Origin of the sequence: Nonomuraea sp. NPDC059007 (assembly GCF_042740555.1) — a bacterium.
Classification (GTDB): Bacteria; Actinomycetota; Actinomycetes; order Streptosporangiales; family Streptosporangiaceae; genus Nonomuraea.
The window spans coordinates 1-25,827 of sequence record NZ_JBHYJD010000089.1; the positions used below are offsets into that span (position 1 = coordinate 1).

26 protein-coding genes are annotated in these 25,827 nt (G+C 68.4%); 19 read left to right on the forward strand and 7 right to left on the reverse strand.

What is annotated here, in order from left to right:
* Window positions 1-567: 567 nt before the first annotated feature.
* A complete protein-coding gene (locus tag ACFWY5_RS56210; RefSeq protein ID WP_379626833.1) occupies window positions 568-753 on the reverse strand; it encodes a hypothetical protein in 186 nt (61 codons plus the stop codon).
* Between the two features lie 117 nt (window positions 754-870).
* Here ACFWY5_RS56210 and ACFWY5_RS56215 point away from each other — a divergent pair, with 117 nt between their 5' ends.
* Window positions 871-1,077 (forward strand): hypothetical protein, encoded by a 207-nt coding sequence (locus tag ACFWY5_RS56215; protein WP_379626835.1) that lies wholly within the window; start codon window positions 871-873, stop codon window positions 1,075-1,077.
* Window positions 1,078-1,083: 6 nt separating this feature from the next.
* On the forward strand, window positions 1,084-2,334 hold the full coding sequence (locus ACFWY5_RS56220; RefSeq protein ID WP_379626837.1) for a hypothetical protein: 1,251 nt from the start codon (window positions 1,084-1,086) through the stop codon (window positions 2,332-2,334).
* 593 nt (window positions 2,335-2,927) lie between these two features.
* On the opposite strand, the gene ACFWY5_RS56225 is transcribed toward ACFWY5_RS56220, so the two are convergent.
* Window positions 2,928-5,102 carry a hypothetical protein gene (locus tag ACFWY5_RS56225; RefSeq protein ID WP_379626839.1) on the reverse strand — a complete coding sequence of 725 codons (2,175 nt, stop codon included), beginning with the start codon at window positions 5,100-5,102 and terminating at the stop codon, window positions 2,928-2,930.
* 468 nt (window positions 5,103-5,570) lie between these two features.
* Window positions 5,571-5,792 (reverse strand): hypothetical protein, encoded by a 222-nt coding sequence (locus tag ACFWY5_RS56230; protein ID WP_379626841.1) that lies wholly within the window; start codon window positions 5,790-5,792, stop codon window positions 5,571-5,573.
* A 137-nt stretch (window positions 5,793-5,929) separates the two neighbouring features.
* On the opposite strand from ACFWY5_RS56230, the gene ACFWY5_RS56235 reads away from it, so the two are divergent.
* A complete protein-coding gene (locus ACFWY5_RS56235; protein WP_379626843.1) occupies window positions 5,930-6,931 on the forward strand; it encodes an NAD-dependent epimerase/dehydratase family protein in 1,002 nt (333 codons plus the stop codon).
* Here the strand turns inward: ACFWY5_RS56235 and ACFWY5_RS56240 are convergent.
* Window positions 6,928-8,295, reverse strand: a complete 1,368-nt coding sequence (locus tag ACFWY5_RS56240) for a hypothetical protein (protein ID WP_379626845.1) — start codon at window positions 8,293-8,295, stop codon at window positions 6,928-6,930. The two genes, ACFWY5_RS56235 and ACFWY5_RS56240, sit on opposite strands and share 4 nt — an antisense overlap.
* 263 nt (window positions 8,296-8,558) lie before the next feature.
* The gene (locus tag ACFWY5_RS56245; RefSeq protein WP_379626847.1) at window positions 8,559-8,702 is read right to left on the reverse strand and encodes a hypothetical protein; all 144 of its coding nucleotides are present in this window, start codon (window positions 8,700-8,702) and stop codon (window positions 8,559-8,561) included.
* Between the two features lie 40 nt (window positions 8,703-8,742).
* Between ACFWY5_RS56245 and ACFWY5_RS56250 the strand changes: the two genes are divergently transcribed.
* From ACFWY5_RS56250 to ACFWY5_RS56320, 15 genes are all read left to right on the forward strand, one after another.
* A complete protein-coding gene (locus tag ACFWY5_RS56250) occupies window positions 8,743-9,561 on the forward strand; it encodes an SAM-dependent methyltransferase (protein ID WP_379626849.1) in 819 nt (272 codons plus the stop codon).
* A gap of 8 nt (window positions 9,562-9,569) precedes the next feature.
* On the forward strand, window positions 9,570-9,854 hold the full coding sequence (locus ACFWY5_RS56255; RefSeq protein WP_379626851.1) for a hypothetical protein: 285 nt from the start codon (window positions 9,570-9,572) through the stop codon (window positions 9,852-9,854).
* Window positions 9,855-10,009: 155 nt separating this feature from the next.
* On the forward strand, window positions 10,010-10,432 hold the full coding sequence (locus tag ACFWY5_RS56260) for a hypothetical protein (RefSeq protein ID WP_379626853.1): 423 nt from the start codon (window positions 10,010-10,012) through the stop codon (window positions 10,430-10,432).
* A 44-nt stretch (window positions 10,433-10,476) separates the two neighbouring features.
* The gene (locus tag ACFWY5_RS56265; protein ID WP_379626855.1) at window positions 10,477-10,836 is read left to right on the forward strand and encodes a hypothetical protein; all 360 of its coding nucleotides are present in this window, start codon (window positions 10,477-10,479) and stop codon (window positions 10,834-10,836) included.
* Window positions 10,837-10,839: 3 nt separating this feature from the next.
* Window positions 10,840-11,247 carry a hypothetical protein gene (locus tag ACFWY5_RS56270; RefSeq protein ID WP_379626857.1) on the forward strand — a complete coding sequence of 136 codons (408 nt, stop codon included), beginning with the start codon at window positions 10,840-10,842 and terminating at the stop codon, window positions 11,245-11,247.
* A 172-nt stretch (window positions 11,248-11,419) separates the two neighbouring features.
* On the forward strand, window positions 11,420-11,644 hold the full coding sequence (locus ACFWY5_RS56275) for an FxLD family lanthipeptide (RefSeq protein ID WP_379626859.1): 225 nt from the start codon (window positions 11,420-11,422) through the stop codon (window positions 11,642-11,644).
* A gap of 80 nt (window positions 11,645-11,724) precedes the next feature.
* The gene (locus tag ACFWY5_RS56280) at window positions 11,725-13,758 is read left to right on the forward strand and encodes a lantibiotic dehydratase family protein (protein ID WP_379626861.1); all 2,034 of its coding nucleotides are present in this window, start codon (window positions 11,725-11,727) and stop codon (window positions 13,756-13,758) included.
* Window positions 13,755-14,819, forward strand: coding sequence for a lanthionine synthetase LanC family protein (locus ACFWY5_RS56285; protein WP_379626863.1), 1,065 nt, complete (start codon window positions 13,755-13,757; stop codon window positions 14,817-14,819). Before ACFWY5_RS56280 ends, ACFWY5_RS56285 begins: the two co-directional genes overlap by 4 nt.
* 51 nt (window positions 14,820-14,870) lie before the next feature.
* Window positions 14,871-16,919: a methyltransferase, FxLD system gene (gene fxlM, locus ACFWY5_RS56290; protein ID WP_379626865.1), complete on the forward strand. Its 2,049-nt coding sequence runs from the start codon at window positions 14,871-14,873 to the stop codon at window positions 16,917-16,919.
* A gap of 19 nt (window positions 16,920-16,938) precedes the next feature.
* On the forward strand, window positions 16,939-18,075 hold the full coding sequence (locus ACFWY5_RS56295; protein WP_379626867.1) for a hypothetical protein: 1,137 nt from the start codon (window positions 16,939-16,941) through the stop codon (window positions 18,073-18,075).
* Window positions 18,072-18,725 (forward strand): 3'-5' exonuclease, encoded by a 654-nt coding sequence (locus ACFWY5_RS56300; protein ID WP_379626869.1) that lies wholly within the window; start codon window positions 18,072-18,074, stop codon window positions 18,723-18,725. The genes ACFWY5_RS56295 and ACFWY5_RS56300 overlap by 4 nt, the downstream gene beginning before the upstream one ends.
* 179 nt (window positions 18,726-18,904) lie before the next feature.
* Window positions 18,905-19,156 (forward strand): hypothetical protein, encoded by a 252-nt coding sequence (locus ACFWY5_RS56305; RefSeq protein WP_379626871.1) that lies wholly within the window; start codon window positions 18,905-18,907, stop codon window positions 19,154-19,156.
* Between the two features lie 147 nt (window positions 19,157-19,303).
* On the forward strand, window positions 19,304-20,437 hold the full coding sequence (locus ACFWY5_RS56310) for a CPBP family intramembrane glutamic endopeptidase (protein ID WP_379626873.1): 1,134 nt from the start codon (window positions 19,304-19,306) through the stop codon (window positions 20,435-20,437).
* 340 nt (window positions 20,438-20,777) lie between these two features.
* Window positions 20,778-21,302 carry an AAA family ATPase gene (locus tag ACFWY5_RS56315; protein ID WP_379626875.1) on the forward strand — a complete coding sequence of 175 codons (525 nt, stop codon included), beginning with the start codon at window positions 20,778-20,780 and terminating at the stop codon, window positions 21,300-21,302.
* Window positions 21,303-22,605: 1,303 nt separating this feature from the next.
* Window positions 22,606-23,364, forward strand: coding sequence for a BTAD domain-containing putative transcriptional regulator (locus ACFWY5_RS56320; protein WP_379626877.1), 759 nt, complete (start codon window positions 22,606-22,608; stop codon window positions 23,362-23,364).
* Window positions 23,365-23,414: 50 nt separating this feature from the next.
* Here the strand turns inward: ACFWY5_RS56320 and ACFWY5_RS56325 are convergent, their stop codons facing one another.
* On the reverse strand, window positions 23,415-23,804 hold the full coding sequence (locus ACFWY5_RS56325; protein WP_379626879.1) for a hypothetical protein: 390 nt from the start codon (window positions 23,802-23,804) through the stop codon (window positions 23,415-23,417).
* A 293-nt stretch (window positions 23,805-24,097) separates the two neighbouring features.
* Here ACFWY5_RS56325 and ACFWY5_RS56330 point away from each other — a divergent pair, with 293 nt between their 5' ends.
* Entirely contained in the window at window positions 24,098-24,820 is a 723-nt protein-coding gene (locus ACFWY5_RS56330; protein WP_379626881.1) for an ATP-binding protein, read from the forward strand.
* 600 nt (window positions 24,821-25,420) lie between these two features.
* On the opposite strand, the gene ACFWY5_RS56335 is transcribed toward ACFWY5_RS56330, so the two are convergent.
* The gene (locus ACFWY5_RS56335; RefSeq protein WP_379626883.1) at window positions 25,421-25,687 is read right to left on the reverse strand and encodes a hypothetical protein; all 267 of its coding nucleotides are present in this window, start codon (window positions 25,685-25,687) and stop codon (window positions 25,421-25,423) included.
* Between the last annotated feature and the right edge of the window lie 140 nt (window positions 25,688-25,827).

The window sequence follows — 25,827 nt, forward strand, 5'->3', positions numbered from 1 at the left end:
GCCGCCATCTGGCACAACTGGAACACCGGCGCACCCGTAAAACGGTCCCTGACCGCCTACGACCACTAACCCGAATTTCACATCAGCGATCTAGTCCGTAGCTGGAGAGCTGGACGCTTCGGCCGGCGATCGGTTGGCACATCATCCAGGTGTGCTCAAGGGGTGTCTCTGTGAGGCAGACAACACGTTGGCTGTCCTCGTACTTTGTGCCTTTGACGAGTGAAGCCGCCGGGCCAAAGCTGTTGAGGGCTCGCACCTCCTGAGCACCCAGGATGCCTAGGAGGGACAGCCGCGCGCTCGTTCCATCAGCCGAATCACGTGTCAGATGGACGAGGAAGGTCGACAGATCGCTTCGTCGATGGAGCAGACTCTCAATCGCGACCGGCTGCTGCGCAGGGGGAAATGACATAGCGCTCCCGGAGTAAAGATCAATCTACTCCTACTCTAGAGCTCGTGACGCCCCCTCGATCGCGCAAAGAGCAGGGTGGGGCGGTCCGTAGCCGTGGGCGGCCACCAGGCGGTATGCGCGTGCTGCTTTCAGCAGGGTACGGGCCGACGCCGTGGCGCTCAACGGAGCATGCGCGTGGCACGGACGACGCCCGGTCCGCGGCGTGTCTGCTCAGCCAACGACTGCAGTTGCTTGGGCACTTGAACCAGGTAGGTGACGTCATCACCTGCCTGGGCTTGGCGATCACGCTCGTGGCCCACATTCGCCGTCAGTTCGAAGATGCCGCCGACAATGTCATCTGTCATCGAAATGTCAGCGAGGGCCGGACGAGGTTGTGGGGATATCGCGACGCAAAGTGTCGTAGCCGTACGTCACTGTGGGGTGGTGTCTTCCTTGGCCATCGTGGGTGAAGGTGGGGATCGATGACCCGGTTGCGTGATCGGATTATGGCTGCGGGCGCGTCTGCGCCCAGCTACTACGACCTTGCCCTGGCAACGAGCCGGGTGCCGGGTTGGGAAGATACTGTCGAGCCCTTCCACGAGCTTCTGCTCGAGCCCGGCGGTGAGTGGGCCGCTCGCAGCATCCGGGCCAAGGTTGGCCAGGGACTGCGGACCGACATGCTGGGCTAGACGAAGGTGATCGCGGCCGAGAACGTCGCCCGCTACCTCACCGACACCTACACCCGCCCCGAAGATCTCTACACGATGCTGTCCACGGTGATCGTGGTGCCGCCACACGAGTGCACGTTCGTGGAGGTGCAGGGCGTCGAGAACTGGATGGGATATCACGCCTTCGGCTGGGCGGTGTCCCGCCAGCCCCGAAACAAGGGCGGCTGGGTGATGGAGGCGAACTTGTTCGTCGAATGGGACAAGGGCAAACCCTTCATCCTTGCCCTGATGACGTGGTTTCTGGGCGAAGACGGCCGCTACATCGCAGAAGGCGAGTTGCCCACTCCCTACACCAAGATGTCTTTCCCCCAGGACCCCGATCACCCGCGCATCGTGGAGAACCTCTGCGAGCAGCTGGTCATGCGGTACGGAATCGCCGTAGCGACCCTGGCCATGACGTTCGGGTTGATGCACAGCAAGAACGTCGACATCGTTGTGCAGGTTCCTGGCGAGAAGCAGTCACGAGCGCATCACAAACGTCGCGGTGTCCCCTTGACCCGATACTCGGTCTTGGACATCCAACCCGTGACCCAGGCCTTGGAGCGCGAGGGGAAGGCGAGCGCCGAGGGATTGGGCACCGCGCTCCACCTCTGCCGAGGGCACTTCAAGACTTACCGGCCCGAGGCGCCCCTGTTCGGCAAGCTGTCCGGCCAGTATTGGTGGAAGGAACACCCGCGGGGCAATGCCGAGCACGGCGAAGTCCATGCCAGCTACCGCGTGCATCCCGCTGACACCGACGCTGGCGTGGGGCGTGTCTACGAGCCGGTCGACGAGCACACCGAACTCGCGACGGTCACCCGCGAAGGGGGCGGGCGCGATCCCGATCTGGCTGGCCGGGGTCTTCGCGCTCACAACCGTGTCCAGAACCAGCTCGCCGAGGCGCTGCTGGCGGCCGGGTTGACGCCGTTGCGCCCAGCCCCGCACGAGAGCCAATACGACCTTGGCTGGGTCGCGGGCACACGCGATCTCTACATCGCCGAGGTCAAGAGCCTCACCGACGCCAACGAGGTCCAGCAGATGCGGCTGGCCATCGGCCAGGTGCTGCACTACACGACCGGGCTGGCCACATCGGCGGGGCGCGTTCATCCCGTCATCGCTTGCGAACGCGAACCAGCCGATGGCGACCTGGTCCGCGCGTGCCGTGACCACGGCATCGCGATCGTCTGGCCGGAGCGCTTCGCCGGCTGGCTCGCTGAGCAGAACGAAAGGAGGCGATGAGCAGTGGAGCTTACGCGCGATGACCAGGAAGGTTACGCACCGAGTCTGGATGGGTCTACCGCTCCAGCCTGCGACCGAGTAGGTCGCGGCCGCCATCTCAATGTGCCGCTGGGTTGTACGTCGTTGCCGAACTGGAGCGCGAACGATCTCGCGATCATCTCGATCTCTCCCTCGATGATCCAATACGGGCACGGCAAGTCGGCATCGTGGGGACCGAGCGATAGTGCCTGGCGCCTGCCCCAATGACCTTTCACACGACTGCCGGTCGCCGACCACGGAGTAGGAGCGCGCAGCCCACGCTGCCAGCATGGCTGTGTACATGGGCGTTGCCTGGGACTTGGTCCTGTATCTGAGCGACCTCGATCACCGCGACCGCATCCCTCGGCGACCTGGCGGTGTAGTGCTGAAACGCCTGGAACGACAGCCCGCCGTGTCATCGACCCCGCTAAACGGGCCACCCTGCGTCGCCTCGTCGGCGATGGTGTCTCAGTCACTGAAGCCGCCCGCACCCTCAAGTTCGGCCGCTTGACCGCTTACGTGGTCCTTGCCACCAACCCGGCCTGACCCGTTCACACGGCTTCTTGCGGTCTCCTTCAGGGCCGTGTGTGCGCGGGCGATGGGCTGAGGGGCAATGGCCACGCTTTGCGGAAGTCGTCGATGAGCTGCCAGGCCAGGTGCGGGTTCACGGCGAAGGCCGTGCGGGCCTTGGCCAGGCGGTCGAAAGTGGCCGGATGGTTGATCGGTTGGGTAGCGCGGTCCATGTGGTCCTTGTCGAGTGCGTCGTTGAACACCTGCAGGAGCGTCATGCAGAAATAGACGTAGCAGGCAAACTCCAGGCGCGTCTCGCCAGCTTGCTGGTCGTCGTCGAGGGGGTCGGCGGACAGGGTGGTCAGAATGTCGGCCAAAGGTGGCACCACCTCCTCGACCACCCCGGTGAGGTGATGGAGGTGGCGCAGCAGATTCGGCTGGTTCTGGACGGCCGGGTGGTGAAGGGTGGCCAGGGCTTTGCGGTGGAGCTCTTGTCCGACCAGCTCGAGGCACAGTTCGGAGAGTTTCGTCTGAGGATTACCCAGGCGGACGAGGCGGCGGGCAATGCGGATCAGGTCGCGGGCTTGGCCGCCGGCCAGGACATGACACAAGCCCACGTACGGTTCGTTCAGGCCGATGACCCGTTGATAGAGCAGGCGACGGGACTCGGCGTAGGTGAGGGGCGAGACGCGCAGGATCTCATCAAAGGAACTGTCGAAAACGTCCCGGAAAGGGAAACCGCGACGCTCGAAGGCGGTCATGGCATCGTCGGAGACCGACACCAAGAAGTAGACACCCGGGATGCCGAAGATGCCTTTTACCTCGTTGAGGAACTTCTCCACCTGGGTGGCCGAGCCGATTTTGTCCAGTTCGTCAACGCCGATGTACACGCTGGCACCAGTGCGGGACAGATAGCGCGCCACAGCCCGGGTGAAGGCGCGAAACTCCGCGACGATCTCGGGATAGCTGAGGGGTTGCTCGGCGCGCGACCAACCGCCGGAAGCCTGAGCTTCCAGCCCGACGCCGAGTTTGATCGCCCCCGACCAACCGGTGGTGTTGGTCTGCAGGAACCGGATGCGGGCTAGATCACGCAGGGCCCGACGGCACAGGCGACGCTCGGTGGCGAACAGCAGGTGGCGACGATAGACCAAGTGGCCATCGTGAACCAAGCTGACCACCAGGAACAGCCCGATCACGGCCTGGATCAGGAGAATGACGGCCGCTGAGAGCAGGTGGTCTAGGTGAGCCACCCAGATCAGCCCGGCTGCCAGGCCAAGGAACAGAACGAGGTTGAGCACGATATACAGCAGCCAGCGAGGCGACGACCACCGCCTATGCTGCCTCCAGGTACGGTGCGGGTTCCTGAACCGCCTCGCGCTGGCACGGCACACCTCTGCGAACAGGTGCAGCACGAAGTCACGCCCGCTGTAGTCGACCGGCGCCGAAACCAGGCAGGTGACATGGGAAGGCAGTTTCTGAGGTGTGGCGCAGTATTGACGGATGAGCGCCGATTTTCCCGTTCCGCGCACGCCAGCGATGCCGACACTGCCGCCGTTCATGCCGGCGAGCAGGGCCTCAATGTCGTCCCAGACAGAGGTGGGCACGTAGTAGTCGGACCCGTGCAAATCACGCAGCCCGGTGCTGTCTTGGACCGCGTAGTCCCGTTCAAGGCGGTCCTCACGGGCATCATTGATCGCGTACCGCACGACCTGAGTGAGGCCCTGCGCAGACGAGGAGATGGCGCCGATCAAACGGGTGCGAGCGGCGGCGAGTTGCCGTGCGACAGGGTCGCCATTCAAAATGATGCGCGCGCCCAGCCGAGTCGTGCGCACCTTCCTGACCCCGGCGGCTAACAGTGCCAAGAACACGCAGAGCCACGCCACCTCGGCCAGCACCGCCCAGGGCTCCCACCACACACTCACAAGAGCCCGAACGACCAGCAAGCAAACAGCGATGGCGCCACATAATGGCCACACAACAGCCAGAAGCTGGCTCCACGGGTCGTTGGCGGCGGTGCCGATGTATTCCTCGACAGTAACCTCATGCTGCGCCCGAGCGTGCTTGTACTGCTGGTATTCCTGCGGGGTCTCGACGAGCAGCGAGTCGATCATGCTCGTTGCCGTCTCATGGAGACGGCCGGGATCGACACCCAGGTCCTGGATGGATTCGGCGACTTCGGGGTTAGCCAGTTCGTCCTCCACCAGGGCGACGAGAGCGCGCTCAAGTACCGGATCATCCATGGCCACCTCTTGTCGCGGTCACTATTTACGCCTTGTCTCGGCATCGAGAATATTCTGCCTGATCGCCCTTATCGCCGTTTGCTCCTCTTGTAAATACTCCAAACTCCGACAGGAAATGATCTGATCCGGCTTTGAAATTGGACGGCAACCCTGTTTCCGGTCCGGTCTATAAATGTTAAACGGCCAAGCGAGAATTCCGATTCTGTTCGAGTGCTTCGCAAGGGACGCCGTAGCCACGAGCCAGACCGCCCCTGTCTCGCTAGCCCTGGAGAAGACCGTCCGCGCACACCGATCCGGCCTGCGAGAAGTCCCGAGCCAGACGTCGCTACCTCGGGCGGAGGCGGCGGTGAAGCCGAGCCGGTCGAGCGGCCGAAGACCTTGGATTCCTAAGGCAACGAACGGCAGACGATGGCCTCGGTCGTACTGCCAAACCCGACGTCCAGGTACCAGTCCCCGCCGGACGTTGACTCAGCCCAGGCCGTTGTCAGTCATACCGGGCAGGATGACGGTGGTCGGGCCACCCTCGCCTTCAGCTTGTACGTACAGCCGCCGGCCCCTGACAGCGACAAATCGGCCGGGCGCGGGGTTGCGTCGGAGATCCACCCGCTCGCTGAGCATCTGATAGGCGGCGCTACCGAAACCGGCGAAGGCGGCCAGGGCAAGGGCAACCATGAGGGGCATTGCTGTCACGGCGTGGCTCCTTCTGCGCGATGGGCTAGCTGAGCTGTCACGGTGTGCCTGCCTTATGCCTCTATGCCGAGAAGGCTCCAACCAACGTCTCGGCCCGCTCGATGGCCATCTCCGGCCCAGTGCGCCAGGATCGAGCCATGCGACTGCTGATCCTTGGAGGCACGTGGTTCCTCGGACGGGCGTTGGCCGAGCTCGCGATAGAGCGCGGGCACATCGTCACGACCTTCACCCGTGGCCGGTCCGGTAAGGATGTACGCGGCACCACCCCGATACGCGGAGATCGCACCAACAGCACCGACCTGGCGCACCTCGCCACAAGCGGCCCGTGGGATGCCGTCGTGGACACCAGCGGCATGACCCCGGCCATGGTCGAGACGGCCGCCGCTTGCCTGGCTGGTGCTGCCAACTTCTACGTGTTCACCTCGACGGTGAACGTCTACCGAGGTTGGCCGACCACTCCTCTCGATGACGCCTCCCCACTGCGGACCTACACTCCAGAACCCCCTTCTGGGGAAAGCGGGCTCGACAAGTACGGCCGCGAGAAGGTCGGCTGCGAGCAGGCTGTGACCTCCGCGTTCCCCGACCGCGCTGCACTGCTCCGGCCAGGGGTCATCATCGGCCCGTACGAGTACGTCGGTCGGGTCCCGTGGTGGCTGCGACGTCTCGCCCGCGGTGGCCGCGTACTGGCCCCCGGTACCGCTGCTTGGCCCATTCAGCCGATCGACGTTCGCGACGTGGCCGCGTTCGCGTTGGACACCGCCGAGCGGCAGCGGGCGGGCTCGTACAACCTGGCCGCCCCGATCGAATCGGCCACCTTCGGTGAGCTGCTCGACGCCTGCCAGCAGGCGACCGGCAGCGATGCCCGTCTGGAATGGGTCGACCACGACTTCCTCATCCGGCACGGCGTCCGTGAATGGGTGGAGTTGCCGCTGTGGCGACCGTACGCGGGCACATGGCGGCTGGACGCGGCCCACGCGCGTACGGCGGGCCTGGAGTGTCGGCCACTGGCGACCAGCGTGGCCGACACGTGGAAGTGGCTCAGCGACGCCGGGCAGCTCCTCGACCATGAACGCGCCGCCGAGCTGGGCATCGCACCCGAGCGTGAAGCCGAGCTCTTGGCCGCCTGGGACGCCCGCTAGGACCCGGCGGGCAGCGCGCGAACGGTGCTCCCCTGAACGAACATCGCCAGGTCGTCGCCGAGGTCCCGCGCCGCCCGCTCCGACAGGGTGGCGAGCCTGACACGCAGCCCGCCCAGCCGTTGCAGGACGGGGAACGACCGCATGTCGGCGGGGAGCTGAAGCGCCCCGCCGAGGCAGCCGCGGGCGTTGGTGAGGTCGCCGAGTAGCACGAAAGCTGTGGCCATTTCGATGCCGATCGTGGCCTCGACCATCTGAGATCGCTCGTCCTGCGGCAGGGCCTTGGCCATGTCGAGTGCCTGCTGAGTGTGGGTCAGCACTTGCCCGGTGAAGCGGCGCACCGCCGTGGGCTCGAATGCACCATCGCGCAGGTGAAGCAACTGCAGTAGGGCGGTGCTGAAACAGCGGTGCTGCCTGACCTCGTCCCACAGGAACACCCCGCCGATCGCCTGAAGTTCGTCGCCGCCCTGGTCGTTGGCGCGGGCCTCGGTCGCGGCCCGGATCGCCTGCACGGTCTTGTCAGCGTCGCCCACGTGCGACCAGGCCCGCGCGGCTATGCTCTGGACCCGGGCCGCAGCGAGCCCCACGGGGCGCTGTTCGACAGCTCTAGTGATCGCGATGACGGCGTCTTGGGGATGGCCTGCCCAGTAGGAGCTGGAGGCCATCAGTCCGCGCGCGTGCACGGCAAGCGGAACGTGATCGATGGAGTTGGCGAAGGACCAGGCCGCGCGAGCATGGTCGCGTGCCATCTTGGTCTCCCCAAGGTCGATGCATGCCTCGGCCAACAGCGCGGCGACCACGCTGGACATGAAGTTGAGCTCTCCGAGCTGCGCGGGCTTACGGGTCTGGCTCCTCCGGGCGGCGATCTGGTCGCGCACATCAACGAGCTCGGGGAAGAGCACCATGGGCGGGCTCTGGAGGAAGGTCCTGGCCAGCCGGATGACGTCGTCTTGCAGCTGCTCCATGGCCGCACCGCCGAGCGTGAGTTCCGCGTCGCCGGCGGCCTCCCTCGAACGGTCGGCGGCTTCCATCATCAATTCGTACAGTCCTCTGGCGCGGTCTTCGACAGGTGTACCCCGCAGGATGGAAGCCGCATCGACGCAGACGGGGGCGACGGTGTCGATGTCGGTGAGGAGGCTGAACAGCTCGGCTGCGGGTCTGCCGAAGATGTGGCCGAGGACCTCGCGAGCCCTCGGATGGGGTAGTCCCTTCAACCGGCCGGACAGCCACCGATCCCATTGCCGATCGCTGATCGTCAGATCGCGGTAGCCCACTTCCCTGGCCGTCCGCTCGAACAGCCGGGCGAAGCGGCCGTAATGCACGAGGTCTCGTTCTTCGGCAAGTTGCCTCAGCACGATGACTTGCACGCTGGTCCTCCTACCGGACAGGACGCGGCTCCGCCATTCACGGTAGAGCCGCGATGCACGGCGGGGAAGACGATCCACAACCGAGAACGAAGAAGTCGCCGAAGGGGCGCTGAAAGGGCGCTGAAAGGCCGTGAGGAGGCGCTGCCACGGCGTGGAGATGTCGCCGCTCACCAGCCACGATGCAAGTCCATCCATTGCATCCGAGCTGGCTGAAGGGACCGGACCTCGTGTCGAAGAGTCTCGCTTGCGCCAACACAGACAGCTCAGCGCGTGGCGCCATCCGGCCAGAAGATGCGGACCGGAAGCCCACGGTCACGAGCTGCGGCCGCAACGTCGGCTGCGCCGCCGAAGCCGCGGGCGGAAAGTCCGTCCCAGACGGCCCACAGTTCCTCGGCGAATTCGAGCATGCGCTCGGAGGCACCAACCCGTCGGCGAAGGAAACCCCGGATGACTGAGAACCAAGCCTCCGCAGGGACACCCCCTCTCGCGAAGCAGCCCAGCATCGCGCGCACCTACGACGGGTTCCTGAAGGGCAAGAACCACTACCTCAACGAGGACGCCGTGGTGGACGAGCTTCTCGGCATCCTTCCCCAACTCCAGCAGGCGGCCATGGCCAACGCAGCGTTCGTCCCCCGCGCCATCCAGGTGGCCTGTGAGGAAGGCGTCCACCAGTTCCTTGACCTGGGGTGCGGGCTGCCCTCGCCAACAGGGGCGACCACCCTGGAGACAGCACGCCAGGTCCAGCGTGAACCGCGCGTGGTCTACGTCGACAACGATCGCCAGGTCGCCGTCCACGGCCGCGCGCTGCTGGAGGTCACGGGCGAGGCGATCATGGTGGAGGCCGACGTCCGCCACGCCGACTTCGTGCTGGCTGAGGCGTCCAAGCTGGTGGACTTCGACCAGCCGGTGGCAGTCATCGCGGCGGCTGTCGCGCATTTCTGGCCCGATCAAGACGACCCCGCCGCGGTCTTGCGCCGCTATACCGACCGCTGCTCGGCCGGAGGGTTTGTGATCTTCACGCATGCACGCGGCGACCTGCTGCCCCGCGACTTACTCGGGGAGGGGGTTGCGGCCTACTCCAAGATCGCCTCCATCTACCCGCGCAGCATCGAGGCGATCGCCGGCTTCCTAGACGGGTTCGAGTTGCTGGAGCCCGGCCTGGTCGAAGCCTCTCAGTGGCGACCACCACACGAGGTCAAAGACGACGTCGGACCGGCGCACTTCCTGGCCGCCGTGGCCAGATTCGGTCCTGCTCCCGGAAGGTAAGTGACCCCGTGGCCATGCCCTGGCCGGACGATGACGACCTCGACGATGAGGGCGTCGAGCAGGTCGACTGGACGGAAGCCAACCCGACGCGCTTCGACCGCGACCCCCGCGTCCAGAAGTCCAGACAGGTGGCTGGCGTCATGTATGAGCTGTGCGCCCGTGCCGGCCTCCACTGGATCCGCCGCACCGCCAGAACCCGAGCCGACGACGCCGCTACCTTCGACGGCCCGCTTAGCAGCGAAAGGGATGCCCAAGAGCTGTGGGAGAAGATCATGAACGGGAAGGCGGTCTGATGCCCGACCCTCACGCCTGCTTCCCCATCCGCGCGACCGGGCAGCCTGCTGCCACACCACCCGGTCGCTGAGCGGCGGACCGGGCACTGCCCCCATGGTGCCCGGCCCGCCGCCCCTAGCCCGTTGACGCCCCCTCGAACTGGAGGACACCTGCCATGGCACCGCCCGAGCTCGTCCCAGCCATTCCATCTCCGGGCCTGTGGCTGGAGATGGAACTGGTATGGAACAAGAAGCTCTGTGCCTTCTACCTCGGCCCGCACGCCGTCGCCCCGTTGATGGCCTGCGACCTCGGCACGCTGCGCGCGGCGGAGGTTGTGGTGGAGTGGGTGGTACACGAAGACGTCCGGCCGGAGCCGGTGCACCTCAACGACCGCTCGGCGCCCGAAGCCAGTTGCCCCGCCCAGGGTGAAGCGGACCGGTTCAACAGCCACGACCACGACGATCAGCATCTCCGTCCCTGCCAGGTCTGGTGCGCGCAATCTGGCGAGGGGGGCGGCGACGGCCCTGTGGGGGCCGCAGGTTCGATAGGCCGTGGTCGTGGCCGCTTCATCCCGCGCCAGCGGACGGAGGTGGCATAGTGACCGGCCCCACTCGGCCTTCGTGGCGCATCTATGACCACATCGTGCGTGTGAAGTTCTCCGTCGCGGCTGGCCGCGATGCCCGGATGGTCGCATTGGAAAGGCTTGGCCAGGTCAGTCGTCAGCTCGCCGATCACATCCGAGCGGATGGGCTAGAGCTCTGTGACCAGGACTTCGAGATCGCCTATGTCGGCCCATCGGGCAAGCCCACCTCGCGTGAGGAGGCTTGTGGAGGCACCGCGTGGCTCAAGTCCCGGACCAGGCGCCAGAGGGTCAAGCGCAGTGGTGTGGTGCCCGCCCCGGTCCCTTCCGATCCGGGCGGTCTGCTGGAGGAGTTGGCCGCCGCGCTGACCAATGCGGCGTTCGGAGACATCGTGTCGGCCGTCGACGTGGCGAAGGAGTAGCGCATGCTTCCTGAGCTCTCCCAGCTCTCCCAGCTCTCCGGCTATCTGCCCGTTGCCCCGGTGTCGCGGCACGAGTTGCTTGTCCAGCTCATCTTCGAGGTCGTTCCGGATCGAGGACCAGCGGAGTCGGCGAGGGTGGCGCTCACCGAGCTGGGCGAGCGCGTCGCTCGCGAGCTGGAGTCGCGGGGGCGGGAGATGGCGGAGCCCAGGCGCATGGAGATCCGCTATTTCGGCGGGTCGGCCGACCAGTGGATGGCCTGTCTACCTGGTGAGGCCGCTTGGGGTGCCGTCTCGATCAGGGTGAGGACCAGGCCAGTCGCCCAGCCGGTTCAGCCCGCCTTGGATGCGGCTGACGTTCCCCTGAGGTATCAGCTCCGGCAGCTCGGCCTGCCTGCTCTGGAGGCCCCATGATCCGTTGGCGCTATCACCACACCCCAAGACCTTGTCCCGGCCGCTGGTCGCACATCGTTCTTCCCGCCTGTCTGGCGGGACATGTGGGTGGTGGCCGGTCGAGGAGGAAGACGGAGGCGGCAGCAGGTGCCCTCTCTTCGAGAACCCCCATCGCAGGACAGGAGCAGACGTCATGAGCACTCTGACCATCGAGCCGACCACGGAAGAGGCGGACGAGGTTGCCCGCGTGGACGAGAGCCTCAGCGCGGAGGAGGGCGTCAGCGCGGAAGCGGCGTTCGACCCGTTCAACCTCGACATCAGGCTTGTGGAGAACACCCCGGCGGCCAACACCTCGCTGAGGTGTGGCACCGGTGACACGTGCGGCAGCTCCTGCCCGAGCGCCTGCACAACGTCGTAACTCCACCAGCCCAGGTCCCCCCTCGATGGGACCCGGGCTTGCAGCCCAGCCCGGATGGTGACCAGGACGGAGCGGAAGAGATGACGCGGACGCGAATCAGACGGTATCGGCGCACCGGCGCCGGAATGCTGCGCGCCACCGCGCATCCGGCTCCTCCTGTCCTTCCGGGCTGGCCGAAGCCGGGCTCCTCGATCGAGCAGTGGGGGTCATGGCTGACCCAGGCATGGGAGGATGAGCCCTTCCGGCAGGCGGTCAGCAACGCCAGCCCCGACCTATCCCGCCAGGTCCAGGCAATCCTCGGCGGGCAGGTGAGTAACGCCCGCCGGGCACGCCGTGCGGCGCTGTCCATCGCCCGCTACGCCCTGCGCTACGCGCACCGCTCCACCCCGTTCGGCCTGTTCGCCGGTGTCGCCCAGGTCGCGTTCGGCGACACGGCGCTTGTGCGTGTCGGGGATGCGCACGAGGCCGTTACCCGGCCTGAGCCCACCGATTTGGATGCGGCGATCACCGCGTGGGAGAGCGGCGAGGGCGCGATGGCCGACGTCGAGGTGTGCGTGAACAACCTTGCCCGCGTGCGCGACGGCCGTGTCCATGTTCCGGCCGAGGGCGCGGATGAGGTCTCCTTGGCCGCTACGGCTGCGGTGGAGCTGGTGCTGCAGGCGGCCGGTTCCCCGATCCCGCACGCGGCCCTGCTGGGAAAGCTCGCCGCGGAGTTCCCGCAGGTCGCCCCCGGCCGCCGCGCGGAGTTGGTTGCTGAGCTGCTGCGGACGCGGTTGCTGCGCTCGCGGCTGCGTGCGCCGGCCACCATCCCCAATCCGGCCGCCGTCGTGCCGCCCACGCTCTTGGCCGCCTGCGAGCGCACGGCAGTGGACCTGCGGCTGGATGCCGAGGTGCGGCTACCAGCGTCAGTCGCGGTCGAGATGGAGACCGCCGCGACGGTCCTGGCCAGGCTCGCGACCCATCCCGCAGGTACTCCGGCCTGGCGGCGTTACGCCGAGCGGTTCGTCGACCGGTTCGGCCAGGAAACCGAGGTGCCCGTGGAGCAGCTCACCGACCCCGACTGCGGGTTGGGGCTGCCGGATGGGTTCGGCCTTCTGGCGGAGTCGCCCAGGCCGATGTCGCGTCGCGACCGGCTCCTGCTGGGCCTGGCAGGGACCGCCGCCGTCGAGGGCGACCGTGCGGTGATCTTGCCTGAGGCGATGGTCGAGGAGTTGGAGGCAGCCGCGGCCGAGCCCTTCACCACCCTCGCGCCCGCGCCGCACTTCGAGGTGTGCGCGCAGGTCCAGGCCCGCTCCGTCGCAGCGTTGGATGCGGGTGACTTCCGGCTGCGTGTCCAGACTGTTTCCCGCGCGGCCGGTTCCATGACGGGACGGTTCTGGCATCTGCTGCCCGGCCTGGCCGCCGGATACGGCGCCCTGCCCACCGTCGCGCCCGGTGCGTTGGCGGCGCAGTTGTCGTTCCACCCCACCCGGGCCGAGGCCGATCTGCTCACCCGGGCGCCGCACGTCCTGCAGCAGGTGGTCAGTGTCGGCGAACACCGAGCTACGGGCGAGGGTGTGCTGCACCCGCGTGATCTGGTGGTCGGCTCTCGCGACGGTCACCTGTATCTGTCGGTGGCCGCGACCGGCCAGCAGATCGAGCTGCTGGCCCCCACGGCGATCAACTTCCTGTGGAACAACTACACGCCGCCGCTGGTCAGGTTCCTAGCCGAGATCAGCCGCGCCGCCACCACGCAGGTGACCTGGTTCGACTGGGGCGCGGCGTGGACGCTGCCGTTCACCCCCGCTGTGCACTACCGGCGCACCGTGCTGGTGGCCGCCCGCTGGCAGCTCCAGGCCCGGAAGCTGCCCGGCCGTGCGGCGCGCTTGGAGGAGTGGGCCGAGCACCTGCACGCCTGGCGCGCGCGCACCTGGATGCCCGAGCGGATACTGCTGGCCCTTGATGACCAGCATCTGCCGCTGGACCTGACGCGGGAGATGGATCTGGACGTGCTGCGCGCGCACCTGAGCGGCCATCCGGTCGCGGTGTTGTTCGAGGCGCCGCCCCCTGATGCCGATGGGTGGCTCGGCGGCCGGGCGCACAGCATCGTCATCTCGGTGGAGTCGACGTCATGACCGGCCAGGCGACGCAAGCGCTGGCCGAGGGCGCGCTCGGCCGAGCGCTGCTGCATATCGAGCACGCTGACCTGGCCGGCGCGCGCCCCCTGCTGGAGGAGGCCGTCTGCGGCGGGGTCAGTACCGGCTCCAACGCGAGCCTGTATCACGGCGCCCCGGCGCTGGAGTTCGTCCTCAGCCGCGCCGGGCGCATCGACCGCGACGTGCGGGCGGGCGTTGACCGGGTCGTGGCCGCCCGCCTGGCCGCCGCCCGCCAACGACGCCTCGCCCGGCAACTACCGCCGCTGGCGGAGTTCGACTTGATCAGTGGCCTGACTGGGTTGGGGGCGCTGCTGCTGGCCCGGCCCGGCTCCTCACGCCTGCTGGAGGAGGTCCTGACTCACCTGGTGTCGCTGGCGTGCCCGGTCGAGGTCGGCGGTCGGATGCTGCCCGGCTGGTGGTCGCCGGACAGCCCCACACACGAGGCCGTTGTGCTCGGCGGCCACGGCAACAACGGCGTGGCGCACGGCATCGCCGGGCCACTGGCGCTGCTGTCGCTGGCCGCCCGCCGAGGCATCCACGTCGACGGCCAGCGCGAGGCCATCACCACCTTCTCGACCTGGCTGGAGCAGTTCGGCAGCTTCTACTGGACCACCTTCGATCAGCTCACCGGCGACAAGCCTCTGTTGGTGCCGCCTCATCGGCCTTCTTGGTGCTACGGGGATTTGGGGATCGCCCGCGCCCTGCAACTGGCCGCGCTCGCGCACTGCTCTCCTGCCCGCCGGGAGAAGGCCGAGGAGATCGCCGTGGCGGCCCTTGCCGACGCCGAGCGGCTCGACCGGGTGACCGACGCCTCGCTGTGCCACGGCTGGGCCGGAATCTTGGCGGCCACCACCGCCATCGCCGCCGACAGCACCGCCCCCGACCAGTTCACCGCGAGTATCCAGCACGTCCGCCACCGTCTGGCCGAAGGGATCACCGAACTGTCCAAGCCGGGGTTTCTGGAAGGGCGGGCCGGGGCGCAACTGGCGTTGGAGGGCTCCAACGCCACCGGTTGGACCTGCGCTCTGCTCCTGCACTGACCCCCGCCGCCGTACCAGCCGACTCGAACCCGACCGAGCAGGAGCTACGACATGGACAGCTACGAGGACAACCTGGCCCCACCAGCCGAAGCTGAATGGTGGCATGCCACGGTCAGCTTCCCCGGCGGCGCCGGGGTGAGCCCGAAGGCGGCGTTCGCCTTGTCGAACGCGCTGGCCGGACGGCACTTCCACTTCCTGCGCAAGGAGGGCGGGCTGCGGCTGCGCACCGACCAGCCCGTGGGCGTTCTCCTCGACCAGCTCGTGGCCGATGAGGTGGTGGCCGGATGGGTTGGCGGCATCTACGAGCCCGAGACGGATGCGTTCGGCGGCCCTCAGGGCATGGCCGTCGCCCACGAGGTGTTCGTCGCCGACAGCCTGGCCGCGCTGGCCCAGACCGGCAACCCCGACAGCCGCGGCCGGTGCATCCTGCTGCTGTCGGCGATGTGCCGGGCGGCCGGGCTTGACGCGTTCGAGGTAGGCGACGTGTGGGCGAAGGTCAGCGCCCTCCGCCCGCCGATCGGCTCTCCCGCCGAAGCGCGCCGGGCAGCGGCGATCACCGCGATGCGGCGCCTCATGAACGCCGACGCCGCCCAACGGCCCTGCCCTGAACCGGGCTGGGCCGAGCGCGTGGCCGCGTTCGAGGATGCCGGCCGCGCTCTGGCCCGGCTCGCCAAAGGCGGGCACCTGGTGCGAGGGCTACGGGTGGTCCTGGCCCACCACGCCATCTTCGCGTTCAACCGCGCCAACACGTCCGTGGCCGAGCAAGCCGCGGCGGCCTGGCTCGGCTGGCAGGTCGTCTTCGGACAAGACAACCTCGCTGCCGTGTCCGCCAGCCCCTCCTCGCCAGTCACACCTACCTTCACCAGGATGGAGACCACCATCACTACCGTCGACCCCAGCACGCTGCGCGAGGCCATGGTGGCCACGTACACCGACTCCGGCCACCTGCGCACCCCAGAGATCATCGACGCGTTCCGCGCCGTCGAGCGACACACCTTCATCCCCGACGCCACCGTCGAAGCCGCCTACGTGGATGACGCCGTGGCGATCAAGCACGACGCGAGCGGCGAGATGATCTCCTGCATCTCAGCGCCGTCCATCGTGGCCACCCAACTGGAGCAGGTCGGCGCACAGCCAGGCCACCAGGTCCTGGAGGCAGGCGCGGCCACCGGCTACAACGCCGCCCTGCTCGGCCACCTGGTCGGCCCCACCGGGCATGTGTGGACGATCGACGTCGACCAGGACCTCGTCGACACCGCCCACCGGCATGTGGACGCGGCCGGGGTCACCAACGTGACCGCTGTGCTTGGCGACGGCGCGGCCGGACTGCCCGAGCACGCCCCCTACGACCGCATCCAGTTCACGGTCGGCGCGGGCGACGTCCCGGCCAAGGTGCTCGACCAGCTCGCGCCGGATGGGCGTCTGGTCATCCCGATGCGCATCCGTGGCAGCATCTCCCGCTCCTTCGCCTTCGAGCGCGACGGCGAGGACGGCCTGTGGAAGACCGTCTCGTGCGAGATGGCGACGTTCGTACCCCTGCGCAAGGGCATCGGCGACGACATCTACACCCGCGTCCAGCTCGACGGCGAAGGCGATGTGCACCTGGAGACCTTCAGCGAGCAGCTCGTCGACCGCGAAGCGATGCGCACGATCCTCGACCAGCCTGCCCACACGGCCTACACCAGCGTGAAGTTCCGCCAAGGCGACCCATGGCAGTGGGTGTACCTCTGGCTGGCCTGCGTCCTGCCCAACGGCCTATCCCGGATGCCCGGCACCCGGCCCGGGTTCACACCGCACTTCGCGTGGGGGTCGATGGCCGCGCTCGACGGCGACACCCTGGCCTACCTGACCGTCCGCGAGGACGAGGACGCCGCGGGCCGCTTCTGGCAGATCGGCGTCATCGGCCACGGCCCGCACGCCGCCGGCCTGGCCGAGCAGGTCGCCACCGCGATCGAGGAATGGGAGCGCGACTACGGCAACCACGCCCCGGCCCCCGGCTTCCGCATGGCCGTAGGCGACAGCCGTGACCTGCTCAAGGCCGCCGACCCGCGCTTCATCATCGACAAGCCCGCCAGCCGCCTCGTCATCGACTGGCCATAGAAGAAGGGTCAGCGTCGTGATGAGCCCGGCGATCGCCGCCCGTATCCCGCTGGTCTGCCGTACCAAACCGCCCGGCAAACCCCTGTTGGAGCGGATCGCCGATCTCACGGCGCTGACCGTTGAACCCGCGGGCGCCGACCACCACGACCTGGTGGCCCGCGCCTGCGGCGTCCTCAACATCTGCGCGCTCATCGCCTCCGACGCCGCCCTGCCCGGCATGGCCGCCGACCTGTGCTGGCGGCAGCACCAGGTCTTCGCCGAGGCCGGGAGCCTGCCCCGCGACATCGCGGTCATGTCGTTGATGCCGTTGATCAACCTCGCCCGGCTCCTCATCCGAGAAGGCGACGGCCAAGCCGCCTACGAGCTCCTCGACCGGCTCTACGGCGCCGCCCAGCAGCGCCGCGCCACCGTGATCCACGATCACGACGTCGACCTGTCGCCCCTGACCCACACCCATCACGACCACAGCGCGGTCTGCACCGAGCTGTGGGTCGCGCTGCTCATCGACGGAGCCCGCGCCCTGGCCCAGCAGGGCCGCTGGAGCGAGGCCGCCGCCGCGATGGCCACCCACCGCGGTATCGGCGATCGGCTGCTTGACGGCCGTCAGCTCAAGATCATGGCCTTGGTGGAGCAGGGACGCCCTGTCGAGGCGATCGCGCTGATCGACTCCACGCTGCCGGTCGAGCCGTGGGAAACCACCGTGGCCTCGCTCCTGCGCATCGCCATCCGCCCCGGCACCACGCCCACCCCGCAGGACGAGGTCGAACAGGTGCTCGCGCACACGTACGACCTGGTCACCGCCCAGGAGCCGACCACGGCCGCGTTCCGGGCCCGGCTCGCCTTGACCGCACTCGACGTGGCCGACCAGGGCCAGCCGGGCGGCAACCGCCTGGCCGCCGCCGTCATCGACGTCGCCACCACCGACGCCTACGCCGCACGCGATGTCCTTGCCCACCCGGCGATGCGCTCCTGCATGACCGGCCAGCAGCACCAGGACCTCGTCGCCCTGATCGCCGCCGCAGCGCTCGGCACCCGGAGCATCCCCGACGTTCATCTCAACGCCCTCAACGAGGCGGTGGAGCACGCCGAGGAGCGCCTGCGGAACCTGCTCACCGCAACCGCGCACCCCCGCCCGACCACTTTGGAGAAGCCGTGACGCGTCAACCGTGGACCACCGCGCCCCTGGTGGCGCTCGACCTGGAAGGCACCGGCGGCCAGGATCGTGACCACGAGCAGATCCTGGAGATCGCGATCGTCCCGCTGGACGACGGCTCCCCGGACCTGACCGCCGCCTGGGACAGCACGATCAACCCCGGCCGCATCGTCGCGCCCCGCCCATGGATCGCCCGGGAACTCACCGGCGACATCCTGTTCACCGCACCCTCCTTGGACGACATCCGTGCTGAGATCGTCGGCCGCCTGAAGCAGCGGATCATCGTCGGGCACAACATCGGCGTGGACTGGCGGCTGCTCCACCGTCTTGTGCCCGAAGCCCAGCCCGCCGCCCTGCTTGACACCGCCCGGCTCTACCGTCACTTTCACCCCGCGAGCCAGCGCTGGAACCTGGTCCGGCTCCTGGAGAAGTACGCCCTCAACGCGCAGGTCGCCCAGCTCGTCCCCAAGGGCAGCCCGCATCGCGCCCTGTGGGACGCGGTCGGCGCCGCCCTGTTGCTGCCCTCACTGATCGAGGACCTGCCCGGCACAGCTTCCCTCACGCTGGAGGAGCTGACCGCAGTCGCCGGCGTGCCGCTGCAAGGCAAAGTAGCCCGGGGATCAGGCATCGAGCAGGTCGCGCTCGATGTCTGACGGACTGTCCATCTCGCTCAGGGGAGTGCCCGCATGAACACCTCGCTCCGCGACGAGTTGCTGCAGCGTATGGAACGCGATCAAGCCGTCCGTACGGCCATCAACCATCCGCCCATACCCGTATCTGGGGAGCTTGAGCCCGAGTGGGAGCGGATGCAGCCCTACAATCGCTCCGCTCGATGCCTTCCCGCGTTTCTGAGACCGATGCCTGGCAGGCCGACACGATCGTGGGCCAGCGCTTCCGCGACGTTGCCATGACCGATGTCGCCGCTGCTGTAGCGAAGCGAACCGGCGACCATTCCGCGCTCGCGCACACCGGACGGGGCGGCCTGCTCCGCGTCGACCCAGGCCCCGGTAGCGATCACTTCGGGTTGGTGACGCGGCTGGACCTGAGCCAGATCGACGAGTCGCATCTGCGTCAATACACCTGACTCAGCCTTGACGACCTGTCGGCGGGCTGGATCCTGCACGAGCCCGGCACTCAACGGCTCCCGACAGCCGCCGCACCTGCCAGCTGCTGTAGCCGAGGTTCCCGGCGACGCATAGACCCCCCGGTCATGGGGTGATTACGCAGCCTCTTGACCGGCTGCGGCCAGGCCGTCACGAGCGACGATCAGCGCCGGGCCGCCCGGCGGGCCAAGGCCGAGCACGCCTCGATAGACGCCTTGGCCCGCCAACCCCGAACCCTGACCCTCAACCTGGAGAAGGACCCCATCATGAGGAGCGCAATGATCGATCCAGGCTTAGCGCACCGATCGGCGTCATCACCGGCGCCGCTGACGGCCGCACTGGTGATCCTCCTGGCGCTCGCCTATCCCGCCCCGCTGATCACCTGGTGGACCGCCCTCGGTCCCGAAGCGCCCGCCGTCAGCGCGGCATTGACGGCGTACTACCTGGCCCAGGTCATGATCTTAGGCATCTTCCTGGCGGGCTGGTGCTTACCGAGATCGGCGATCTGGCTCAGGGTCGGCATCGTGGCGGTCAGCGCGGTCATCACCGTGCTGGCGGTCACCGTCCCGAGCCTGGTCACCTACGGTCTGTACTACATGGCCTCGGCCGGGATGTGCCTCATCCTGGCCGTCCAAGCTTTCGGCCGGGCACCGCTGTGGCCGCCACGCGGGCGCGACCTGCCGCTGACGCTCGTGCCTCTCCCGATCATTCTGGCGAGCGGGGGCGGCGTCGTCGCGCTCGCGGCATGGCTGGGGATCACGGTCAAGCCGGGCACGGCGCTCTCTGAGGCCGGGGGCCTGGTGGGCACGATTGCGCGTATCGACACCTATCCCGAGCTGCTGATCCGCTCCCTCTGGACCGGGATCGGCGAGGAGACGGCCGCGGCGCTACTGGTGACCGGCCTGGCCCGCCGTCACGTGCCCATCGTGTGGGTGTATCTGATCCCCGCGATCGTGCGAGCCAGCTACCACGCGCAGTTCTCCTGGTCCGCTGTCGCACTCGTCATCTTGGGAGTGGGCATGGTCTACCTGTGGCGCCGCTATGAGCGGCTGCTCCCGCTGATCGCCGCCCACACGCTATGGGATGCACTCGGGCGGCACTACCCGGGGACCCTCCTGGTCCTGACCGGAGCGGGCCTGCTAATCATCATCGGATTCTGCGCCCAATCGGGCGCGCGCCAGCTGTGGCGGCGAGCCGAACGCCGCACGACTGGCCGACCCGACCGACCTTCGGTCGAGCGCTCCGGCCAGGTGACGCCATGACGCCTCGGCAGAGCTACGCCCGCATCGTCCACCGAGCCGCGATGCTGTCTTCCATTTGGCTTCCGATCAGGCCCCTGACGAACCCCGGGTACTGCACCTTCGTGAAGATGCTGGCGCGTGCCGCCCTCTCCCTGGCCGTGCACCTTGTCCATACCCTCCTGCTGTAGAGCAGGAGGACACGACGTCATGAACCTCCCCCGCCAAGCCCTGACAGCGGCTTCTACGGCGTCGCCCCGACCGGCGGCACGCCGCGCTGGTCCTGGGTCGTCCCTGGCGCGGCGCGGGCACCGAATGTGGCGATGGCCGCCGTCGGGCGGCCGGAATCGGTACGGTCACCGATGTGGTCATCGGCACACCTGACACGAAATTGATCATCCTGCGCGGTAACGCGGGGTCCGGCAAGACCAGCATCGCGCGCGCCGTACGAGAGGCTTACGGCCGTCGCGGGTTCGCATTGATCAGCCAGGACGTGGTGCGGCGCGACATTCTGCGGGAGCTGGATGTGCCCGGAGGGGTCAACATCGGGCTGATCGACCTCATGTGCCGCCACGCCCTCAACGCCGGGTATCACGTGCTGCTAGAGGGCATTCTCACCCGCAGCCGATACGGGGAGATGCTGCACGCCCTGCGTCGTGACCACCGAGGGACCTCCACGCTGTTCTACCTGGACATCTCGCTGGAGGAGACGCTGCGCCGCCACGCCACCCGGCCACAAGCCGCCCAGTTCGGCAGTGAGCAGATGAGCGCGTGGTATCGCGAACGTGACCTGCTCACCTGCGGGTCCGAGATCATGACCGGGGAAGAGCTCTCCCTGCAGGAGGCGGTGTCTTGCATCGTGGGCGGCTCGGAATCGATCTCCCTGTGAACGTGCGGCCTTGTTGTGCCGTTGGCTGATTGCTCATGTTAGACGCCCGGTGCTCTATTCAGCGGTCGTAACCTTCCGGGAATGCAGGGGCTAGGTTCAGCGTGTCTGATGTCTCATGGTGTGAGGCGTCTTCCCCTCCCAGGTGAACACAGATAAGGGAATGTGCCGAGTCGGCGAGCGTGGGTATATCGCCGGGAGAATGCCGCTGAGCTCGGCTTTGTCATTTGTGTTCTCTTTTCGGAGTCTAGCAAGATCAACATGACGGTAGTCCGGAGGTGTATCTGTCACCCCCTCCGGAGGTTTCCTGATGATTCGGGAGGATTATTCACAAGCTGGCACAGTGAGCGGAATCGGGCGATCGGCCCCGCTCGCACGTCCAGCAGTCGCCGTCGCGTTCTTTCTCACCGCCTGCTCTTGGAATAGCGCTGCCGCTGAGGCGGAGCCTTACTGTCCGCCGGTGTCGCGGCAGGCGCACGAGATATACGACATCGACCGATGGTGTGCGTCGGTGAACGGCGACTTGGACGATGGACGGGTGCCGAATCTGGGTGAGCGGCTGGAGCAATCCCGCCGCAAGCCCGTGGAGACGTCACCCGTTCCGCAGCCCCGGAACCCCACGGAATCGGGCGATGCTGTACCTGAGGCCAAGCAGCCTGAGATTGAGCCCGGAACACGATCAACGAAGAACAGCGAATCGGGCGAGCCCCGTGGCAGCACGAAGACGGACCGGGCACCGGATCTGACAGTGGATCAGGAATCCCGTGAACCGGATGATCCCCAGCCGGACACGGGCGTGGTCCCGGTGGCAACGGCGACTCCCACGCCCAGCGCGTCAACGCCGTCCCCGTCCGCTGCACCTTCGGAGTCGCCATCGGCCTCGCTGCCTTCCCCGGCGAGTTCGCCCGGTGCGGGGGCGGGTCGGCCTGGTGCCGGGGCTCGGCCGGATGTGACGGGGCCGTTGGGGGCTGCGCTGGTGTTCGGGATGCTGGTGATGGTGCTGGCGGCTGCGCTGATCGCGCGTGCACGGTCCCGGCTCGTTTCGGCGGGCGTGGGCCCGCGTGACGCGGGCGCTCCCACAGTCGCTGGTCCGATTCAGGCTCCTCGTTGGGACCGGGCGTCTCTGCCGGTTGTGATGGCGACGGCTGCACCGGCTCCTGTCGCCGAGCCCACCGAGGTGAGTCCGGCCGGCGACCCGGACGGCCTGACGAGGGACGCGCCTGCCTCTGCGCAAGGCAGCGACGGTCCGGGAACACCCTGTTCCGCGCCAAGCGCGGGAACAGCGGCGGCGGCCTCACTCGGGCCGGTGGGTTCGGGATTCGTGGTGGCGCCCGGCAAGGCCAAGGTCGAGGTGTTCGGGGTGCCGCGGGTGACCTGGGCCGGTAGGGAAGTGTCGTTCGGGCGGGCGGAGGCGCGGGATCTGTTCGCCCTTTTGTCGCTCTCCCCGGACGGGGCGACAGCCGACGGGATCGTGGAGGCGTTGCGGGCGGGTGATGGTGAGCGTGGCGGGCGCCGGTTGGAGTCGGCAGTGCGAGAGGTCAACCAGGCGATGCGGCACGCGACCGGTTGTGCGGCGGGGGTGCGGTTCGTGGTGAAGTCCGGTGAGCGGCGGCTGCTGCCCGCAGCCTGGTTCGATGTGGACGTCTGGCGGTTCGGCGATGCTTGCCAGCGCGCCTCGACCACGACCGACGACCCGGCTCGGGCGGAAACCTTGCAGGAGGCACTGGCGCTGTACCGGGGGCCGCTGCTTGCCGGGCGTGATGATCTGTGGGTGCTTCCGGTACGGCAGGCTGCTCAGCGGCAAGCGGTGGACGCCGCCGAGCGGCTGGCCGAGCTGGTTCGCGCTGAAGATCCGGGCCGGGCGTTGGATGTGCTGCGACTGGCGGTAGAGCGCATCGATCCGTACAACGAGACGTTGTGGTGTCAGCTCATGGCAGTGCAGAACGATCTCGGGCGTCCGACCGCTGTACGGCGTTCATTCGAGTTGCTGGCGGAGCGGCTGGCGGAGATCGATGCGGTGCCGAGTGCGCAGGCCCGGCAGGTGTACGAGCGGCTCCTTAGCTGACCAGGGCCCAGGAGTGAGACGGCGAGGTCCTGGCGACGATGGCCGGAACCTTAGCCGTCCGCGCGCAGGGCGCGTTGGTCTCGTGCCGGGTAGGTGGCCAGCGTCTCGGCGGTGAGCAACTTGACCGGCTGGGTGTCGTAGATGCGGGCCAGCAGCCGGAGCGTGGAGACGGAGGGCCGCCGGCCTGCCTGGGGCCAGGTCTCGTGCTCGTAGAGGCGGGACTCGCGCAGCCCTGCACCTGCGGTTCCGGCGAGCCGGTGAAAGGCCTCGATCGTCTGGGCGGCGGTGAGCCCTGCTGTGTAGCGGTGCAGGCGCAGTGGGGTGGCGGGGTGGTCGAGGGCGAGGATGACGGCGATCTGGTCGGTGGTGAAGCCGTACTGGCGCAGGTAGCGGCTGCGGCGTCGGCAGTCGAGCAAGGTCTGGTATCCGGTGCCGGACATGGCCTGACGTCCCTTCCGTTGGCGCGCGGGGCGCGCGTGGTTGTGCGCGGCGGCCCCCTGGGTTGGGGGTTGGGGGACGGTAGGCGGTCTTGTGGGAGGGGCTCCAGTCTGGGTGTGGGGTGGTCGACGTGCCGGTCGCCGTGGCGACGGCGGCCGTCGTGGTGGTGTTGCCGCAGGCCGGGGCGGTGTGGGTGTGGGGTGGTGGTTTGGGGGTGTGATTCGGGCGTGAAGGTGGGTGATGGTGCTGGCCGCTCCCGGCGTCGGGCCGGGACGCGGACCGGAAGGGACACTCCATGGACACGCGAACGCAGCACACGAGCCAGCCGAGCAACCTCGTCCCCCCGCAGACCTTCCCCCGTCACCGGCAGGCGCCGCCGGTGGAGGAGTTCCCGGACCTGGCGCCGGGCCTGACGATGTCCACCTTCCGCGCCGCGCGTTTGTGGGACGGGATGGCGTGGCGGCGGGCGTTCCCCGGACGCGGCGACCAGTCAGCTCTCGCCCGCCGCATGGTGGGCCAGCTGCTGGCTGACACCGCTCGGGTGGAGGACGCGGTGTGGGTGACGGCCGAACTGGTCAGCAACGCGCTACGGCACACCTGCTCGGGCCGGGAGCGGGGCTTCTTCGTAGTCGAGGTACTGCTCGGGACACAGTCCGTGCGGATCGTGGTCTACGACTTGGGCGGCGGCCCGGTCCCGGACTTCTCGCGCACGCCCGGCCCGCTGCCGGAGGCTGAGGAGGGGCGGGGTTTGGCCGGGGTGGCCAAGCTCGCGGCCCGGACAGGGGCGGCCGGGGACGAGGTGACCGGGCACGCGGTCTGGGCCGAACTGGCCCTGGCCGGGCAAGCGACCGGCTCGGCCTCGGACGTCACGGCGGCCGGTAACTCGGCAGAGCACAATGCCGACGCGCAAGAGCCGGGCGGCATCCGAGAACTGCTCTCGGCCGAAAGACCGGGCTCCGATCGCCTGGAGGAGGGTGTCCGTCTGGACCCTTCCGCGGCTCTGTGGGAGGCGAGCTGAGGCGGGCGGCGGACCAGGTGTCCGCGTTCGGGCAGGAGCCGTGGGCGCAGCAGGCGCTCGCGGAACTGCGCCGGGACTGGCCGGATTGGGCGTTTCTGGTGGTGAAATACCAATGGCTGGCGTTGCGCGGTAAGCAGCAGGTGGTCAGCGCGAGCGGGCCACGCGAGCTACAGCACGCGCTGCCACCCCGCCCACCCAAGCGGCCCAAGCCACCTAAACCACCTAAACCACCTAAACCACCTAAACCACCTAAACCACCTAAACCACCTAAGCCTGGCGAGATGCCCGAGCCGCCTGAGCCGCCTCCGGCTGAGTCGGCCCCGGTGCCTGTCTCGGCTTCGCGTGGACCGGCCGGGCACGATGTGCCAGGGCGCCGTCTGGTGCTGCCGACGTTGGCCGAGCTGCTGTACGGGGCGCCTGGCGTGAGCTGGACCAGGACGAACACGCCACCCTCGACCACGCCGTCCGCGCCCGGCGCGCACGCGGGTGGGGCGGGTGGGGGTGATGGTGGCGGTGCGGGGCTGTGCGGCCCGGTGACGGCCGATGCGGCGGCGCTGGGGGTGATGGCGGCGGAACGGTCGGTGACGGGCACGTGGGCCGTTACGGGCGCGGACGGGGCGCGGGTGGCGTGGTGGCAGGCCGGGTGGTGGCCCTGGGGCCGGGCCCACGACCGCCCGCGACCAGGCCCGCGAACAGGGGAAGCCGCTGCTTCGGCGAGCCGAGCCGGGCCTGCGGAGCGTGGTCGGCGTCGTCACGGCCGTCGTGCCCGGCCAAGGCCCGCAGCAGCCGCTCGACCGATCGCGGCCTGAAGACCGCGTAGGGGGCCGGGGTCGCGTCCCGGCGCGGGGGCCGGGACGGGCTTGACATCCGGGGTGCAGGTGGGCGTTGATACCGGTCCGCCCGCCCGTCCGGTGCGGAGGGGCACCCGGTGGGCGGGTGTAGGGGTGGGTTCGCCTCGTGTTGGGGACGAGGCGAACCCACCACATCCCCTTCCCGGTCCGGCCGGG